The 18,671-nt window shown below is 44.7% G+C and carries 11 protein-coding genes; 5 read left to right on the top strand and 6 right to left on the bottom strand.

The window, feature by feature from the left end; genetic code table 11:
• The first annotated feature begins 151 nt into the window (after positions 1–151).
• Positions 152–1,990 (top strand): ATP-binding protein, encoded by a 1,839-nt coding sequence (locus tag RIG27_RS01115; RefSeq protein WP_446341652.1) that lies wholly within the window; start codon positions 152–154, stop codon positions 1,988–1,990.
• Positions 1,991–2,174: 184 nt separating this feature from the next.
• Here RIG27_RS01115 and RIG27_RS01110 read toward each other — a convergent pair whose 3' ends face one another.
• From RIG27_RS01110 to ispD, 5 genes are all read right to left on the bottom strand, one after another.
• Entirely contained in the window at positions 2,175–3,980 is a 1,806-nt protein-coding gene (locus tag RIG27_RS01110) for an ADP-ribosylglycohydrolase family protein (RefSeq protein WP_446341650.1), read from the bottom strand.
• The gene (locus RIG27_RS01105; RefSeq protein ID WP_446341648.1) at positions 3,977–4,684 is read right to left on the bottom strand and encodes a DarT ssDNA thymidine ADP-ribosyltransferase family protein; all 708 of its coding nucleotides are present in this window, start codon (positions 4,682–4,684) and stop codon (positions 3,977–3,979) included. The genes RIG27_RS01110 and RIG27_RS01105 overlap by 4 nt, the downstream gene beginning before the upstream one ends.
• Entirely contained in the window at positions 4,681–6,066 is a 1,386-nt protein-coding gene (locus RIG27_RS01100) for a 3'-5' exonuclease (protein WP_446341646.1), read from the bottom strand. The genes RIG27_RS01105 and RIG27_RS01100 overlap by 4 nt, the downstream gene beginning before the upstream one ends.
• Before the next feature lie 463 nt (positions 6,067–6,529).
• The gene (locus RIG27_RS01095) at positions 6,530–7,414 is read right to left on the bottom strand and encodes a sulfotransferase family protein (protein WP_446341644.1); all 885 of its coding nucleotides are present in this window, start codon (positions 7,412–7,414) and stop codon (positions 6,530–6,532) included.
• Positions 7,415–7,561: 147 nt separating this feature from the next.
• Entirely contained in the window at positions 7,562–8,260 is a 699-nt protein-coding gene (gene ispD, locus RIG27_RS01090; RefSeq protein WP_446341642.1) for a 2-C-methyl-D-erythritol 4-phosphate cytidylyltransferase, read from the bottom strand.
• Positions 8,261–8,525: 265 nt separating this feature from the next.
• Between ispD and RIG27_RS01085 the strand changes: the two genes are divergently transcribed.
• A complete protein-coding gene (locus RIG27_RS01085) occupies positions 8,526–9,488 on the top strand; it encodes a glycosyltransferase family 9 protein (protein ID WP_446341640.1) in 963 nt (320 codons plus the stop codon).
• A 195-nt stretch (positions 9,489–9,683) separates the two neighbouring features.
• Here the strand turns inward: RIG27_RS01085 and RIG27_RS01080 are convergent, their stop codons facing one another.
• Positions 9,684–10,175: a CRR6 family NdhI maturation factor gene (locus RIG27_RS01080; RefSeq protein ID WP_446341638.1), complete on the bottom strand. Its 492-nt coding sequence runs from the start codon at positions 10,173–10,175 to the stop codon at positions 9,684–9,686.
• A 481-nt stretch (positions 10,176–10,656) separates the two neighbouring features.
• On the opposite strand from RIG27_RS01080, the gene RIG27_RS01075 reads away from it, so the two are divergent.
• From RIG27_RS01075 to RIG27_RS01065, 3 genes are all read left to right on the top strand, one after another.
• Positions 10,657–11,958 (top strand): RNA-guided endonuclease InsQ/TnpB family protein, encoded by a 1,302-nt coding sequence (locus RIG27_RS01075; RefSeq protein WP_446341636.1) that lies wholly within the window; start codon positions 10,657–10,659, stop codon positions 11,956–11,958.
• A 198-nt stretch (positions 11,959–12,156) separates the two neighbouring features.
• On the top strand, positions 12,157–12,612 hold the full coding sequence (locus tag RIG27_RS01070) for a Fur family transcriptional regulator (protein WP_446341634.1): 456 nt from the start codon (positions 12,157–12,159) through the stop codon (positions 12,610–12,612).
• Between the two features lie 282 nt (positions 12,613–12,894).
• Positions 12,895–18,411 carry a CHAT domain-containing protein gene (locus RIG27_RS01065; protein ID WP_446341632.1) on the top strand — a complete coding sequence of 1,839 codons (5,517 nt, stop codon included), beginning with the start codon at positions 12,895–12,897 and terminating at the stop codon, positions 18,409–18,411.
• Positions 18,412–18,671: the final 260 nt, after the last annotated feature.

Raw genomic sequence — 18,671 nt, 5'->3', positions numbered from 1 at the left:
GTCAACAATGATACTAATTGGGTAACTAAATCATTTCTCGCTAATCATGCATCACTTCCCCTGGAAACCTGACAATCTATCTCACTTTTTGGCTTATCTTATGCTTTTTTCCAATTCCCGATACCCCCCAGTCTCTCCCCAAAATTCCTTAATGGGTCAGCAAAACCCATTAAATTTGAATAAGAATTTATCCGGAATTTTCCATTTCACCTGGATCAAAGAAGGCATCCGCAACCTCAGCATATCTCAGAAAATTGGTTACGGCTACGCCTTGGCGATCAGCATATCTATTCTGGGAACAACCGGAGGATTAATTCTAGGTAATTATTACCAAGACCAAGCCCAACAACAAGAACGAGTTGCCGATCAGCAGCACCATCTCCTCAGCAACTTGGAAAATGTCACCTTGGCTGTGCGATCGCATCCGCAAGAACTACTCACAGCCTCGGTGAACCCTAGCCAGATTGACGCCCAAAAGAATCAGTATTTAGCCGATGTGGATCGGATGAAACGCCTACTCTCTGAGTTAGATACTTTCATCCAAGCGTATCCCGATGACTTGAACATGAACACGGCTGAATTACATCATCTGGTTCAGGAGTATGAAGCGAATATAGACGCCTACAATCAAGTGATTGAATCACTCTGGCAGATCAGTGAATCGGAAAACCTGAAGCCAGAGGAGGTTACTGCGATACAACAAGAACTCTTAAAGGCACTGCATCACCCCTCTACCAGCCAAGTGATGGCTCAATTCAATCACCTATCCCAGCACGTCAAGGATGCCAAAACTAAGGCACAAGCGCAACAGTTTCAGGTACATCAACAATTAGCACAAGCAGAAGCCTTACGCCTGCGAATCATGGTTAGCAGTTCGCTGCTATCGGTAGGTATCGCGGTACTTTTAGCCACCATTACTAGCCGTGCGATCGCGCATCCTATCGAAACAGTAACTCACGTTGCTAGTGCGATCGTCAAAGAATCCAATCTGGAGATTCGCACTCCTGTCACCACTAACGATGAAGTCGGTTCATTAGCCACATCTCTCAATCAGCTTGTCCAATGGGTAGATGACTCAACCCAAGAATTGACACAAGCGCGTCAAACCTTAGAACAGCGCGTCGATGAACGAACGCAAGAATTGACGCAAGCGCTGCGAGAACTCCAACAAACCCAAGCCCAACTGATTCAACGGGAAAAAATGTCCAGTTTAGGACAGATGGTAGCGGGGATTGCCCATGAAATTAATAATCCAATTAACTTTATTTACGGTAATCTAGATTATGCTAAGCGATCGATTAACGACTTACTGATCTTGCTAGAACTGTATCGGCAAGAGTATCCTCAGCCTAACGCCGCGATTCAAGAACAAAGCGAAGCGATGGATTTAGATTTCCTCATCGCCGATATGCCGAAAATGCTGTCGTCCTTAAAAAGTGGGGCTGAACGAATCCAGGAAGTTGTTTTATCATTGCGGAACTTCTGTCGTCTGGATGAAGCGCAGTTAAAACGGGCAGATATCCATGAAGGACTAGAGAACACCCTCTTGCTTGTCGAGCACCGCCTCCAGCCAAACATTAACCTGGTCAAAAAGTACAATCAATTACCGCGAATTGATTGTTATCCGGCTCAACTCAATCAGGTGTTTATCAACATTATCAGCAATGCCATTGACGCCTTAGAAGAGGTTCAGGGTAAAGCTATACCGACAATCGTCATTCGTAGTGAAACCATCGATAATCGTTGGATTCGCTTGTCAGTTTGGAACAATGGTGCAGCGATTCCAGCAGAAGTTAAAGACCGGATATTCGATCCCTTTTTCACCACTAAGGCTGTGGGTAAAGGCACAGGGATGGGATTAGCCATTTGTTACCAGATTGTGAAAAAACACCAGGGTAAAATTGAAGTCACCTCTGAACCAGGGAAAGGAACCAAATTTGCAATTACGCTACCGATTCAAACCGAACAAGAGATGGCACTATCCGCTTAAATGTTCAAAATATATACTTCACGTTGCCCATTTTTGGTCAAGGCGGGTTTAGCGACAGAGGTTATTGGTTATAGTATCTCTTGATCGGCTAAATCCGCCCCTAGCATACCCTAATCTCAATACTGATGGAAAACTTTCGCCGCAAAAGTATAGTTTTTGCGACACGAAAAAGTGAAATTTTTGATTAAAATTGCTCCTCAATAACTTCAACCGTGTTCTCCTCTGGATCAAGACATTGGAAAAATTGCCGACCACCTTTCTCTGAAATTTGCTTCAAAATTTTAAAACCGAGTTGGCGAACATTATGATAGACCGGGTCTATTACGGGGTATTCAATACAAATTGTATGTCTTGTGTTGGCAAAGAAACCGTTGGTTTGCTGGACAGACATCGGGGCAGAGTTTGATAAGACTAAGGCAATACTCCCATAGTTCACCAGATTTTCTTTTTCTTTTTCAACTTTTAGACCTAAAGCTTTTTCATAGAAAGAACGTGCTTTTGCCAGATCACTTACTTCTATTCTTACAGCAATTTTTCTCGCCTCGGATGGCTGTAAATCAATGGATTGCCACCTATCATTAGAAGCGCTTACGGTTTTATCGGGTTTCGGGTTTGTATCAGCCTTTTGCCGTGATATCTTTTTGATATATAGAGACTGACTCTCATCAGTAATCAACTTCCAGGAAATAGCCCTTGTTGTTTTCGATCGTGGCTGATGAATTTGTACTTCAGAGAGTTTTCCCTGTCTGCCATCTGGAATCCAGACAGCATCATCCTGTTTTAATGTTTCTAGTTTTTCAATGAAAGAATTAATTTCTTTTCCTGTAACCTTGTGAGCATCAGCTCGTTTAATTTGGCAAAAACATTGATTTTTTACTAACTTTTCTGCCAACTGTCTGATATAAGTCGAATCCTGAACCTGTTCTGTATAGTCTCCTAACCATTCAGTTCCAGCCACTGCACCCAGCAGTCCACCAGTCATAGAAGCCAACGTATCCGTGTCAGCACCCTGGGCAAATGCAGCTTCAATCAGACCATTCAAGGGATCAGCGGCATAGCGAGAAGCCAGAAATATAGAAGCAGCAGCAGTAACTGTTCCCGCCCCCTTGATACTTTTATCAAAACATCCGAGTTTAGTCAGAACTTCTGACTCGATTGGGAGCGCCCCCGGTTTCATTCCCTCTAAACACTGCTCAAGCAGTTGTGTCATTTCATCAACTGTCTCTTGCCAATGCTGATCATAGGCTCCAGCATTTACTTCTTGCGCTACCTGCCGCCAATTTCCACAGAGATTGCCCAAATCTGGCAGCCCTGACCAAGCATTAACCTCAGTAAGTACTTTCTCAATAATTGCACCATATTTGAGCGTTTCTGTTTCTCGGAATGCTACCCAAACAGCAAAACCGTAAGCCAGCGCTCCGACTAAAGCTCTGGGATGACCATGAGTCGAGATACCATTAGTGACGATATTCTGAGCAACCGTGCCAAAATCGGTATTTTTCACACCCAATAAACAGTGCGGCAAGATTCTCATGGCAACGCCATTACCACCAGCCTCAAAGTATCTCTTTTTATTTTTGGGAGACAACCAAGGCTCTTGTCCTGTTAACCATTCCTGTGCTGAACGTTTTGTTGCACCACCACCGCCTCTTTCATAACGAGTCCAAGTCGTTAGCTCTCGCCTAGTCAAATGATGCCACCACTGCTTTCTATAAAGCAGGCTTCTCGCCGTACTCAGAAGTAATTGGGTATCATCACTATATTCACCTGGAAGAATGACCTCCTCATGGGGATAATATTGACCCCCTGATTTCCGTACCCATCGTTGAAATCCTCTGTTGAGATTAGTATCTTTTTGCTGATCAAGTCTTTTATACAGAAGTTCTTGGGGCCAGCCGAGAGCATCACCAATTGCCGCACCTAGGAATGCACCTTGCGCTTTGGCACTCAGAGAAACTCTATTGGGATTGTAGGGGGCATTAGGGTTCATGGTTCATCCCTCGGTATCAAGGGGGTTTCTTGCGGTCGCTTACCTGAGCGAATGTAATTACTCAAATTATTCTTGTCAAAGAGGTCTGGTGTAATTATAAACTTGAATCTATCTCCTGATACCTCCAGCAATCGAAGTCGTGCGATTTCGTTTCTTGCTTGTGTTGGACTAGGGAGGGCGATCGCTAAAATATCAGATATGTCTATCTGGTCGGGTACTAAAACTTCTGCCTGATTATCAGTTGAACAGCAAGCTAAATGATTAGAGGAACGATTAAAGGTTGTGTTATTGGCTCCTTGGGTAGAGCTAGCAAACAGTGATAAGAATGCCTCCGATCCTTCTGCAATACTCCTTCCATAAGCGGAAGCCGCGTTTCGCGGACAAAAACGAGTCCCAGGTAACCAAAGGTATCGAGGATTAATGAACAGCACAACCCAATCCTGAAATAATTTGTCTTTAGACTTCGCCTTGTCAAAGTACCAAGCGTTGGGATATTCAATTGAACAACAGATATATCGTTCATGTCTATCAAGGCGTTTTAAATCCGTTGCTGTAAAAATATTACGTTCATCATCTTGTAATTTTTTTGTTGCCAAGATTCCCGTTTCCCCAGTCAAAATGTGAACGAGGTTTCGTGAAGGTGTAAAGTGACACAGCCGCGTTATTCCCCGCCGTTCAACCTCACGCTTAATTGCAGTAATCATAGGCTCACCTTATCGTACAGGCTAGGATTGGTGGGTAGAAGGCGAGTAACTTCACCCGTGTACGTTAAAATAAGACGTGTTTTCGCCCGTGTTACTCCAACATACAATAAGCGACCATCTTGATCCGCCGCGTCCGCTTCCCCAAAGGCAGTGACGGCTTCTGGATCTGGAAGTCGTTGATTATTGCAAAATGGTAGAATAACTGCATCGAACTCAAGACCTTTTGCCGAATGATATGTACCATATCGGATACCCGGTTGAGCTTGCCAAGTTGTCATCTTTCGGTGCAAACGGATTCTTCCCTGAGGTAAATTGTCTTTAATAGAGTTTTCATCTTGACGGTCACGAAAAAGAATAGCGACACTCTGCGTTTTTGCTAGCAGAACAGCCTGCCGGACAACAAACTTGATTTCTTGGTTTCTCAAAGAAAACTCAACTAGAGTTGGTAATGGTCCATCAGCCGTTGGAGAAGTAGGTTCAACAAGATCGGATATATCTCTAAAGTATGGCATTTTTGAGATAGCTAGTCCAAGTTTGGCAATTTGCTTAGTATTCCGATAGTTTTCTTTGAATTCCCAAATTTTATCGATTGTGAGTCCAGCCGAGCGCCACGACATACGATTTCCATAGATCTGCTGGGCAACATCTCCAAAGAATGTCAACGAACCATCGCTGGGAATAGCTTTAGCCAGGGAGCGAATCATTTCTGGTGAGAAATCTTGACCCTCATCAATTACGATATGTCGATACAAACGCGGCGAATTATCGGCATCAAACTCTGAACAAACCGCAGTAGCAACGTCATCCCAGTCGTACTTATGGCTGCGTAGGTCTCGATAAGCTTGATAAATTTCAAACACTAGCTCTAGTTCTTCTTGCTTAAACCTCACTTCTGATCCCCCTAATTCAGCTACATTTTTATATGCTTGATAGCTAGTTATTCCATGTTGTGCTATCCAACGAATTTCTTCCGAGAAAAGACTTGTTTTATTATCAAAAATCGGATGTGATTCGTAACACTTTGAAACCTGTTCAACCGCTTGATTAATAAAATAGTCGCGCTTTTCTGGAGAGAGAATAGCATTCCGAGGCATTTGATTCCGCTTAGCAAGATAACCTCTAGCAAATTTATGGTAGTTTTCTATAACCACATGATCTAATCGGCGGTATTGAAGGTGTTTTAAGTAGGTGACAAGCGCCGTATTAAACGTAACTAATAGCGTCTTACCCTGATGATCAGTTCCTGGAGATGCAAGATACGCGGCTCGCAAAATAGCCAGTGTCGTCTTGCCACTACCTGCCGTTCCCAACACGGCAAAGTGTCCCTGTGCTGGTAGACAGAGTACCTCTTTTTGGCGACCAATTGGTTTAGGTAAACTCATTCTCTTGATATAATTTAGTTTATTCTCACTATATTTTACCGATTAAAGGAAGAGTAGGGGAATTGCCTAGAGTCGTGGTGGTCGATATCAGTGGCTGTTCATCAATTCTCCTAGTGCAGCGCTGCGGAAATACTTGAGCAGTTTTGTAGATACGATGAAGCTGGGGGAGTTGGGGGAGATGGGGAAGAGTGTTTAGCTCAACCGAACAGGATTATGTACGTCCATTCTACCTTGTCTTCTTGTCACCTTGTCCCCCTTGTCTTATCTCAACCCTAAAATAAAAACATACACCTGTAAGAGAGTCTGTAGGGGCGGGTTTTACCACTAACGTTTTGTTTTCACCCTGATATAACTAAACCCGCCCCGACCTAACCATTCAATTATCACAAATGACAAATGACAAATGACAAATGACAAATGACGAATGACCAATGACAAATGACGAATGACAAATGACCAATGACTACTTTAACCAAGACGAAAGGTCTCGTTGAATTAAATCTTGTAACTTGAGAATATCGTCTCGATAGAGTTCGATCAGTTGTTTGCGCTCCTCTGGCGAAAGTGGAGCTGCTTTCTTATCTTGAGAGTTCATTTGAATGAGGCGAGAACGAATAGTTTGTCTCATTTCCAGGGGTAAAATAACTCGGAGTCCCGACCTGACTATCGTTCTCAAGGGATTTTCTTGGCGTAACATCTTATTCACTGCTGTATTTTTGGGGACTTGAGCAACTTGAGCTTTTTTGGAGACATCCGGTGAAAAGGTATCATCTACCCCAACAAACTGATACATAGATTGCATGAATTTAACTTGGTCTTTAGACAAGTCATCATACAAATAAACTTGGAGTTGCTCTCGGTCAAATTCATTATAAAAATGCTGCAAATGCTGATAATAAAATCCCTTGAGCAAAATAAACGATTTATCAGCCCGGTATTTTATTTGGTCGGACAAGCTGTTGTGCTTTCCTTTGCCAATGGCATCTCGGATATGCATTAAGTAATCCGAATAGGCTCGGTCAACTGGATTTCGCAAGACCGCAATTAACTTGGCATTAGGAACATAACGCTTGATCCGCTCTGAGGATGACTGATAATGAAACAGATAATTAGGTGAGGCTTCTCCAATCGCAATTTCATCTGTTACCCCTTCAAACAGTTGACAATATTTTTCAAAGGTGTTAATTTTGGCTTGCCGTTGAGTTTCAATTTCTTCCCAGTTCTTTTCTAAAAAGTTTGTTTCTTTAACTGGACTCATGTAAATCTGTGGATGTTGTTTCAAATAGTTATAAATCGAGGTTGTCCCTGCTTTTTGAACACCGATAATCAGAAAAGTGGGAAGTTTCATCTCAGTTCATTCTTGGGGATAAAATAAAATCGATAAACGGTTATTGGTTAAACCAGCTCGGACAATTGACTTTAGTAGGTTTGTGGAAATTCGTCTAATACTATTAAGTTCTGTAAATATTCTTTAAACCTTGACAAATGACGATCCTTATGACTGAGGACTGGCTGCAAGTCGCTGACGCAGAATAAACTCCGCGATCGCTAAATCCATGGGTGTAGTTACCTTGAGATTAGTCTCTTCCCCTGCCACAATCTGTACAGGTAGCCCACAGCGCTCAAATAATGCAGCATCATCAGTAACATCCCAATTCAATTTCCGTCCTTGGTCATGACATTGCTTCAGCAGCGACAGGTCGAATCCTTGGGGCGTCTGGGCTGCCCATAACCGTCGCCTGTCCGGTGTATCTTGGATAATATCCGAATCATCGACAACTTTAATCGTATCCTTAACCGGGATCGCGGCAATCAAACCTGGACAATCTCTCAGGTGTTCCGCACAGCGATCAAATAATTGGGATGTGGCTAAACATCTCGCACCATCGTGAATCAGTACCCGTTCAGCCGTTGGGGGTAAAACCTGCAAGCCGTTATACACGGATTCTTGGCGAGTTGATCCCCCAGGAATAAGCTGTACGGCTTTAGTCAGGGCGAGATCCGCCAGAATTGCCTGAATATCCGTTTGATCCCCAGGCTGTCCAATAATGCCAATTTGGGTAACTTCCGTCGCCGCTTCCGCCGCCAGTAGCGTCCATGCTAATAAGGGTTTACCCAGTAAGGTGAGCAATAGCTTGTTGCGATCGCTCCCCATCCGTCGTCCCATTCCCGCTGCTGGAATTAATAAATGCACGAGCTTCCGCCTTTGATGCCAACTCTCTAGTCCCGACCAATCTAATCTAATATGCTACTACTGGTTCATCTGATGAAACCACTAGGTATAATATCATGCGTAACGTAATCCCATAAGCCAAATGGCAATGGGAGCAGGGGTGTAGGAGTTCACCCTGTCACGGTGAGCCGGACAAACTAATTTCTGGAAAATTCCCTGAAATTAGGAACGACCAGTCCATTAAAATTGAGCTGATATACAAGCTCTAAATTATATTCAGATTCAGATGAGACTATTAGCCCTTGTTCCGGGAGGAATCAGCGATCAACTGCTGCTCTTTCCGACGTTAGATGACCTAAAAGCCAATTACCCCGACGCCGAAATCGATGTGATTGTGGAACCCCGCGCCAAGATAGCCTATCGGGTTTCCGGTTCAGTCGATGAAGTATTACCCTTTGACTATAAAGACCGCAACGGTTTAGCAGATTTTGGTAACCTGTTGGGGATTATCCGCGATCGCGAATACGATGCGGCACTTGTCCTAGAGCGTCGGTGGTCAGTGGGGCTATTGCTTTGGATGAGTGGTATTCCCATCCGTGTGGGCTACGACAACAGTCAGGGTAAGTGGTTTTTCACCAATACTGTACCGCTCAAAACAGAGCAGTATGCGGCATATATGTATCATGACCTGCTCACTGGGTTAGGGATTAACATCCCCTGTCCAGAACTTGCCATTCGTGTGCCAAAATCCGATCTGGATTGGGCTGAAGGGGAACAAACCCGCCTCGGTATCCCGGAAAGCGGTTACATTATGATCGACGGCGGCTCTAACCACCTGGATCAGTCACAGGACATTGATAAAGTTTATCCCGCCCATAAATGGCAAGAGGTTATTGAAGACATCCACCAAAAACAGCCGGATCTGACTTTGGTTATGCTGCATGGTTCGGAGGATACGGAGTTAGTGGCGGCTCTCACCCAAGTCTGTCCTAATTTACAGATGACCTCACCGCCGGATATTGGTAAGTTAGCCGCGATGATTGCGGGATCGAATTTACTGTTATGTACGGATAGTGCCTCAATGCATCTGGCTGTAGCTGTGGGAACGTATACAATTGCCCTATTTGGTCCAACAGAGGCGAACAAATTCCTACCCCCATCAGAACGCTATATCGGTATTCAATCACCCACTCGTTGGATTGCCGATATTCAGCCTGATGATGTACTAAAACAAGTTTGGCGGGGTTAGGCTGATTAAGTCGTTTTGGAGCGTCGAAACCCTTGATATACCGTAGGGTGGGTTGAGCGAAGTCGAAACCCACCAGCCTACCAGTCAGTACCCTTCTACTTAAAGCCAACACCAAGATGAACCACCATCTGTAGGGAACATATCGTGTTCCTACTGTATACAGCGTCTGTGGGTAAGTCCTCACCCCTTTATGTCTCAAGTTCTTTTTGGGGGGAACATTAGCTTAAACAAGGTATCATCGAGTTCATACCCTAACATTTGAGCCATGGACTTGAGGCGCGACTGGTTGGGTAAATCAATTTGTTGTAACCAGTTATTCACCACAAAAACCTTTTGCATCATGAAAATTTCTAAAGCTTCTGGGTTATACTGAATTCCTTCCGTCCGATTGAACTGATGGGGGACGAGCATCGCCGTGTAACGGGCGAGTTCCCCAGCTTTCCAATCCAGCAGAAATGGTAACCACGGATACTGAACATCTAAGCGGATAAACCACAGACGTATTTCCGGAATTTCTGACCATTCCCGTGGATCATTGGGTTCGCGAGGGTAGTTAAACTCAAAGCGTAACTGCTGCTCATAGTTTGCGATCGCGCCCTCGGTCAACCACTTATCAATCATAGTCTGGACGGGCGATAGGTCTAAATCATTGATGGAATGGGAATTGAGTTTAATTGTGATTGCCACTAATCTTTATCCGCTCCACAACACTTGGACGTAGAGACGCACTGTTACCGCGTCTGTACATTAGCCTGGATTACTTCGGTCTTTCTTCCTGGTCGTGACGGCACTTAACCAGTCCCCAGGCTTAACCTCGGATCAAGCTTACCTTAGTTTTCATTAACACAATCGATGCTACCCGACTTGATATCAGTCCACAGTAGACATACTCAAACCATCTAAGGTAAAGTGGTAATGAGTTTGCCTTACAGTGCCAGATAGCCAGTCATTCAGACCCAAACCTGAACAAAGCTTGGCAAAAAAAATTATCAGGTAGCGATGGTGAAAACCCCCGATTAAAATACGGGGGATGAAACCGAATTTCGACAAGCTCAATTGCCGCGATGCGTCCAGCCAAACAACTTTAGTTGTGAGTCTACTTCATTTTGACGACACTCAACCAATAATGTAATATAATACCAGTAAACATAGCAAGAGGTCGAGGCAAGTGTTTAACCTAATTTACGAATTCAAGCTGAAGCCAACTAGCGCTCAGATAGCCACCTTTGAGGAATGGTTAGAACAGTGTAGGAGAGTCTATAACTATGCTCTTTGTGAGCGTAAACATTGGGTTAACAGTCGTAAATGTCCGGTGAACGCTTGCTCGATCAAAAGCGAGTACATCATACCAGCAGATCAACCTGCACCCACTTATAACAGTCAAGCGGTAGCTCTCACCCAAGCCAAAAAGAGCATCCCTGACCTCAAGAAAGTTCACTCACAAGTGCTACAAAAAATCCTCAAGCGGTTACAACTAGCATTTGAGGGAATGTGGAAAAATGGGAGAGGATTCCCACGGTACAAGAAAACTGGCAGAATGCGTTCATTCGTTTTTCCATCAATGGGGAAAGAACCCGTTCAAGGGAATCAGGTCAATCTACCTAAAATTGGGTTGGTCAAATTCAAGCAGTCCCGTCCAATACCTGAAGACGCAGCCATTAAGCAAGCACGAATTGTGAGACGGGCATCCGGCTGGTATGTACAACTCACCCTGCAATGGAAAGTAGATGTACCCTTCAGCAAGCTCCCTTCGACTTCGCTCAGGGCATCGCCTGAGATCAGTCCGACTGGTACATCATTAGGAATAGATATAGGCTTAATGCACTTTGCTGCCGCGTCTGATGGACGAACATTCCCCAATCCAAGACCGTTTAAACGCCTAGAAAGCAAGCTTAAATCGCTGCAAAAGAAGGCATCTAAAAAGCGGTTAGGGTCAAAGAATCGCGCCAAGGCACAAGTCAAAGTAAGCCGACTACATGAACAGATAGCCAATACCCGCAAGAATTACCACTGGGAGTTAGCCCATAACCTTTGTGATTGGGCAGATATGATATTTGTAGAAGATCTCAACCTAAAAGGATTAGCGCGTGGGATGCTAGCTAAAAGCTGTTTAGATGCAGGTTGGGGTCAATTTCTAAACATTCTTCAAGCGTGCTGTTTCAAGCGTGGTGTGTATTTCCAAAAAGTACCCGCTAACGGCACAAGTCAGACCTGTCCCAAATGTTTAAGAGAGACAGGCAAAAAGAAACTCTCTAAGCGGGTACATAAGTGCCAGCATTGTGGGTATGTTTGTGATCGTGATGTCGCAGCCGCTCAGGTAGTAGAAATAAGAGGACTGTTAACCTTGAGCGAATTTGAAAGGGAAGCCCTTCGACGCAGCTCAGGGCAAGCCGTGGGACACACGGTAGGTAGAGACGTAGCATGCTACGTCTCTACTGAGGGTAAAGGTCACGTCCACCGAAGACGATAAACTCTGCCTCCCTGCGAAGGAAGAATCCCCCGCGTCCCTTCACTTCGTTCGAGGGCATGTTTAACCGGGGGAGTGTCAAATCCGCAAATATAATGCACTTGTAACCAGTGCATGACGGGATCTCTATCAGGCTCACCTTCAGGGTAGAGCTTGAGACTACTCCCCATACAGCTAACCACCCTATTCAACGTATCGACTATGCAGAAAGAAGCGGCAGTTGTCAAACCAATTCGCTCATTGGAAGACGCCCTCAATCGATGTCAAACGTTAGGAATGCGCTTGTCGCGTCAACGCCGCTTAATTTTGGAACTGCTGTGGCAAGATCGAGAGCATCTTTCAGCACGAGAAATTTACGATCGCCTGAATCAGCAAGGCAAAGAAATTGGTCATACTTCTGTATACCAGAATCTAGAGGCGTTATCGTCTCAAGGCATTATCGAATGTATTGAACGATCTGATGGACGGCTTTACGGAAATATCAGCGATGCACACAGTCACGTTAATTGTGTGGATACTCATCAGATCATGGATGTGTATGTAGAATTGCCCGATGAACTAATTCAACACATTGAACAACAAACTGGCGTTAAAATTACTGAGTATCGGATTGACTTCTATGGTTATCGCAACGGTAAACAGAATGATGAATCTTAAATAATTAAGTTCTGCAAATACTCCTCACACCCTCACGACGTAGCTGGCTTTTTAAGGGAAGCGAGTAGAACAAACAGGACTTACTTACGCAGGCAGCACCACCACTTATGGTGGTCACGGTGCGTTACGCTGCGCTAACACACCCTACAAATAGAGGCTTTGCGTAAGTCCTAACGAATAACAAATAACAAATAACAAATGACAAATGACAAATAACAAATGACAAATCGTGCTCTGATGTAGTAGGCTTATATCAAATCGTTTGGTGGGGGCTTTTACCCGATGAATGTCGCTTATCTCAGAAACACGCGGCTTTTAGCAGGACTAATCGTAGCCAGTACCGTTGCCATCCAGCCAGTTGAGTCTCAACCGATTCCCTCACCCAGCGATGGTACAGGTACAATTGTCACCCCAGATGGGAACCGCTTCGATATCACCGGGGGTTCTTTATCGGAGGATGGGGCAAATCTATTCCACAGCTTTGAGCAATTTGGACTCTCCTCAACTCAAATTGCTAATTTTCTCTCCAATCCAACGATTCATAATATTTTGACGCGGGTTTTTGGTGGCGATCCCTCAATGATTAATGGTCTTATTCAAGTCACTGGGGGCAACTCTAATTTATATTTAATCAATCCAGCGGGCATCGTTTTCGGTCAAGATGCACAGCTTAATGTCGGGGGTGATTTCATCGCCACAACGGCTACAGGAATTGGCTTTGATGGCGGTTGGTTTCAGGCATTTAGTAGCAATAATTACAGTGATTTAGTCGGAAATCCTAATCAATTTGTTTTTGATACAGTGCAACCCGGAGCGATAATTAATGCCGGGGATTTAGCCATATCCGCTGGACAGAATCTGGGGTTAATTGGGGGAGCTGTACTCAATACGGGGAATTTAACCACACCTGGGGGTAATATTACCGTAACCGCCGTTCCGGGAACCAGTCGGGTACGGTTAAGTCAGCCCGGACAAATTCTGAGTTTGGAGATACAACCGCTTGCAGATAGTCAAGGGAATGTATTACCCATTGAACCTCAGATGTTACCGGAGTTGCTGACAAATAACAGTGGGGAAGCGGTAAGCGGGGTGACAGTGAATCGCGATCGCACTCTCACCCTGGAAGAGACGGAAACGCAGATTCCCACAACGATAGGGACAACCATTATTGCCGGTGATCTGGATGTGTCGGGAGAGGTTGGCGGTGATGTGCAGGTATTAGGCGATCGCGTCGGCTTAATTGCCACCACTATTAATGCTACAGGAATCCAGGGCGGCGGTAGTGTCAAGATTGGCGGAGAGTATCAGGGTGAGGGAACGTTACCCAATGCTTCCCATACCTACGTTAGCCACGATTCCGTGATTCAGGCTGATGCACAGGATGGGGGTGATGGGGGAGAAGTGATTCTTTGGGCAGATCAAACCACCCAATTTTATGGCACAATTAGCGCCCGTGGCGGCATGAATTCGGGTGATGGTGGTTTGGTTGAAGTGTCGGGGAAAGAGAATCTAGCGTTTGATGGAGTCGTTGATGTCGGGGCGACTGCGGGTGAAAATGGTCAGTTATTTTTAGATCCACAAACAGTAGAAATTGGCACAAGTGGTACTGATGATAGTGAGATTAGCGATAATCAAATTTTAACCGGAGATGGCGCTGGACTCACGTTCCAAATTTCTAATACAGCGATTGAAACTGCCCTGAATAACGGGGATGTCTCCATTGCGGCGATTAAAAATATTGATATTAACGAAGATATTAATTCCACCAGTAACAACAGTCTAACCTTTGAAGCTGCCTTTATTAATTTAGATGCCTCGATTAGCTTGAATGGGGGAAATCTTACCTTTGAATCTCCAGTTATTCTTCGCAGCAATCAAACCCTGAGAACAGGTTCTACAATTGGGGGTAATATTACCTTTAATAGCAGTTTGCATGGTTTGAGTGGGGGAACACCGCCAACCTTGACTCTAGATGCAGGTACAGCAAATGTGACATTTGTGGGTTTAGTTGGAGGAGCATTGCCTTATGATGTGGCAGTTCTTCTAGATGATCCAGTGGGGTACTGGTCATTTGAAGAAGACTCGGGTGCGACTAGCTTTAGTGACATTTCCGGCTCCAACAATATGGGTTCATGTTCAACCACAACCTGTCCTACGGCTGGACAAACTGGAAAGATAGGTTCTAGCGTGAGATTTGATGGAACGGATGACATCGTTTCGCTTAATGATACGGGAATTGTCAACACGTTCACCATGGAAGTCTGGGTCAAACCAGAAACCATGCACGAAATAGACAAAGTGAGAGCAGACAATCCCATAGGTTTTAATTATGATGGCACTTCAGGACAAAACTATATCTTCAATCCTGAGCATGGAGAAGGGACTTGGGGAGGACTGCCAAAGGTTCATTTGGGGGCTGGTGCTTCTGTAGGAACTAATGGTGTCAGCCTTTACGAGCATTCCCGTGATTATATGCCAGCCGTCGTTGTTTCTTCGGGTACGCTCAATGATTGGACTCATATTGCCATAGTTTATAATAACAGAACACCTAGTTTATATATCAACGGTAAATTGGTCAGCAGTGGAGTGGCGAGTACACCGTATACTGTTGTTCATCCCAGCAATAAAATTGGAGGTATAGTCTATGGAAATTTCCAAGGTTATGCTGATGAAGTGGCTATCTATAACTCAGCTTTATCCCCCGAACAAATCCAAGCTCACTACAATGTCGGTCAAGGAACAAGCCTTTCAACACCATTGGGCGGATTGACGATTACCAGTGCGGATCAGGTTACGGCGAATCAGGGGATTCAGGCGAATACAATTAATATGACTGCTAACCAGATTAGTCTTCAGGATGTGACGACGACAAGTAATGGCAATGCGCTTAATTTAACCGCCGATGAAATCAACTTGAATGGAGGGGTTGATTCTGTAATTGGGATTGGGGATGTACAGATTCAGCCTCGAACACCGAGCCAAGATATTATAATTGCGGATAATTCAGATACAGCCGCGTTAGATCTCTCCACGACGGATTTGACAGCGCTACAAGATAGTTTTAATTCGATTACAATTGGACAATCTGATGGAACTGGTGTAATTACGCTTAATTCCTTCAACTTCAAAGATCCGGTGACGATTGCTGGCGGCTCAACCTTAATTGGACCTGATGATGATACCATCTATAGGATTACGGGTACAGATGCAGGTGAGGTGAGTGGGTTTAACGAATCCCTCTCTTTCACTTCAATAGAAAATCTGACTGGAGGGGCTGCTAATGATATCTTTAGATTGAATAATAGTGGTTCTCTCAGTGGCAGAATTGATGGGGGAACGGGTAATGATAGTCTGATTGGGGCAAACGCTGCTAATACCTGGACGATTACGGCACTGAATGGAGGAACTATTAATGGAATCGCTAATTTCTCTGCCATTGAAAATCTGACAGGTGGTGATAAACAAGATACGTTTCAAGTGAATAGTGGTGCGGCGGTGAGTGGTAATATTGATGGTCGAGAAAATAGCGATAATTATATCATCAATTTAAGCGATATAGGGAGTGCAAGAACAACAATTAATGATTCCGGCACAACGGGTAATGATACGTTGGCGATTAAGGGTACAGACACAACCGATAATGTAGAAATTACCGCCAATCAATTAACGCGGGAGTCACAAACGATAAATTATGACTCCAGCCTGGAAAATCTGGATGTAGATACTGGTGCAGAAAACGATAAAATTACGGTTCGTGAATCGTTGACATTTGCGGGTAATGTTTCCCTGAGTACAGGTTTAGATGGCGGCGATATCACTACAGGCGATATTACAGCCAATGGGGGAATTACCCTAATGAGTCAACCGGGAATCATCACCACAGGCGACTTAAACGCTTCGGGAACAACGGGTGGAACCATTCGCATTGAAGCACGCGATCGCATGATTACAGGTAAGATTGATACAAGTGGCACTGTGGGGGATGGTGGCGATGTTTTTCTCGACCCAGAAAATGGTATTTTAGTTGAGTCTATTAATGCCCAAGGGGGAAGCAACGGTAGCGGCGGTAATGTTGACATTACCACGCAACAATTTTTCCAAGCTACAGGTACATTTTTCGACCAAAATGGCATTTCAGCCAGCATTTCTACGGCTGGCGGTGAGGGAGACGGTGACATTATTATCCGACATGATGGTGGCGCCATAAATACATCATTTGATGTCGGAAATGCCCAAATTAATGGCACAGCCGGGGCGATTACAACCGATTCAACCAACTCAATTTTGCCCTCGCAATCCTTCCCCGGTTCCTATACTCAGGCAGAAATTCAAATCATTACCCAAAACCCACCACCAGAACCCCCGCCACCACCGGAACCCCCGCCACCACCGGAACCTCCCGTTTCAATTCCTGCTCCAATAAACCCACCACCGGAACCTCCCGTTTCAATTCCTAATGAAATTGTCAAAGATTTCCCAGCAGACATCAACCCTTCTCCCCCATCACTGATTCCCGAAGAAGAGTCGGACAAGTTAATTTTACGAACCGTTGATCGCATTGATATTGCCCGTCTGTTGGATGAAAATAAGATTCCCCAAGCGGTACTATTTATCGATATTCTGTTTAGTGAAGAACTCGGTTCCTATATTGATCAACGAGTGAATCGAGAATTAAAATCCTTTGCCGATATCCAGGAACGTCTGAATCAGACAGGAGAAGCAACCGGAGAAAAACCAGCGGTTCTCTATACATTTGCCCGCGCCGAACAATTGGATTTAGTGTTAGTCACACCTTCAGGAATTCCGATTCACAAAAGTATTCCCGCCGCCCGCCGTGAGGTACTGATGAAAAAAGTGGCAGAGTTTAGGCGAAACATGACTGATCCGATTAAACGGAATACCAATAGTTACCTTAATTCTGCCCAGCAACTGTACCAATGGTTAATTGCACCCTTAGAAGCGGAGTTGCAAAAAGAAGGAATTAACACCATTGTCTTCTCCATGGATGCAGGATTACGGGCAATACCCGTCGCCGCGTTGCATGATGGGCAACAGTTTCTGGTGCAAAAATATAGTCTCGGACTTATCCCCAGTGTTAATTTAACCGATACTCGATATCAACCCCTTGATAATGCCCAAGTTTTAGCCATGGGCGCGTCTCAATTTACGGATCAATCGCCCTTACCTGCGGTACCCATCGAAGTCTCTACAATTGCCAATCAAATTTGGCAAGGGAAATCCTTTGTCAATACTGAATTTACGCTGAATAATCTCAAATCCCAACGCCAAAATCAACCGTTTCAGATTATTCATCTGGCGACTCATGGCGAATTTAAGCCAGGAAAACCAGAAAATTCCTATATTCAGCTATTTGATACTAAATTAAAGTTAGATCAACTGCGTCAACTGGGTTGGAATGATCCCCCTGTCGAGTTATTAGTTCTCAGCGCTTGTCGTACTGCTGTGGGCGATGAAAATGCCGAATTAGGCTTTGCTGGGTTAGCGGTGCAAGCAGGGGTAAAATCAGCATTGGGCAGTTTGTGGTATGTCAGTGATGAAGCTACGTTAGGGTTAATGACTGAGTTTTATAGTCAGTTACACAATACCTCGATTAAAGCAGACGCCCTCCGACAAGCCCAAATCACGATGTTGCAAGGAAAGGTTCAGCTACAAGGTGGACAATTGCAGGTGAATGGGAAAACCCTGACGTTACCGCCAGAGTTATCAAGGTTAGGGGATAAAGAACTTTCTCATCCCTATTATTGGTCAGCATTTACAATGATAGGGAGTCCCTGGTAACAACAGAAGGCGCGACGGGAAGTTCGTAGTGAGGGAACCTTAGCCCTCTCCAGCTAGGCGTTAGAACACTAAAGTGTTCACTACCAACAAAACCCTATTTTAGCTGTGTCACGCCAGTAGTGCGAGCATCTTGCTCGCTACCCATTCCCAGCATCTTGCTCGCTACCCATTCCCAGCATCTTGCTCGCTACCCATTCCCAGCATCTTGCTCGCTACCCATTCCCAGCATCTTGCTCGCTACCCATTCCCAGCATCTTGCT

The sequence above is a fragment of the Coleofasciculus sp. F4-SAH-05 genome, assembly GCF_040222985.1.
Taxonomy (GTDB): Bacteria; Cyanobacteriota; Cyanobacteriia; order Cyanobacteriales; family Coleofasciculaceae; genus Coleofasciculus; species Coleofasciculus chthonoplastes.
Note: the sequence above shows the minus strand (reverse complement) of the source record. Positions and strands in the feature narration are given on the sequence as shown.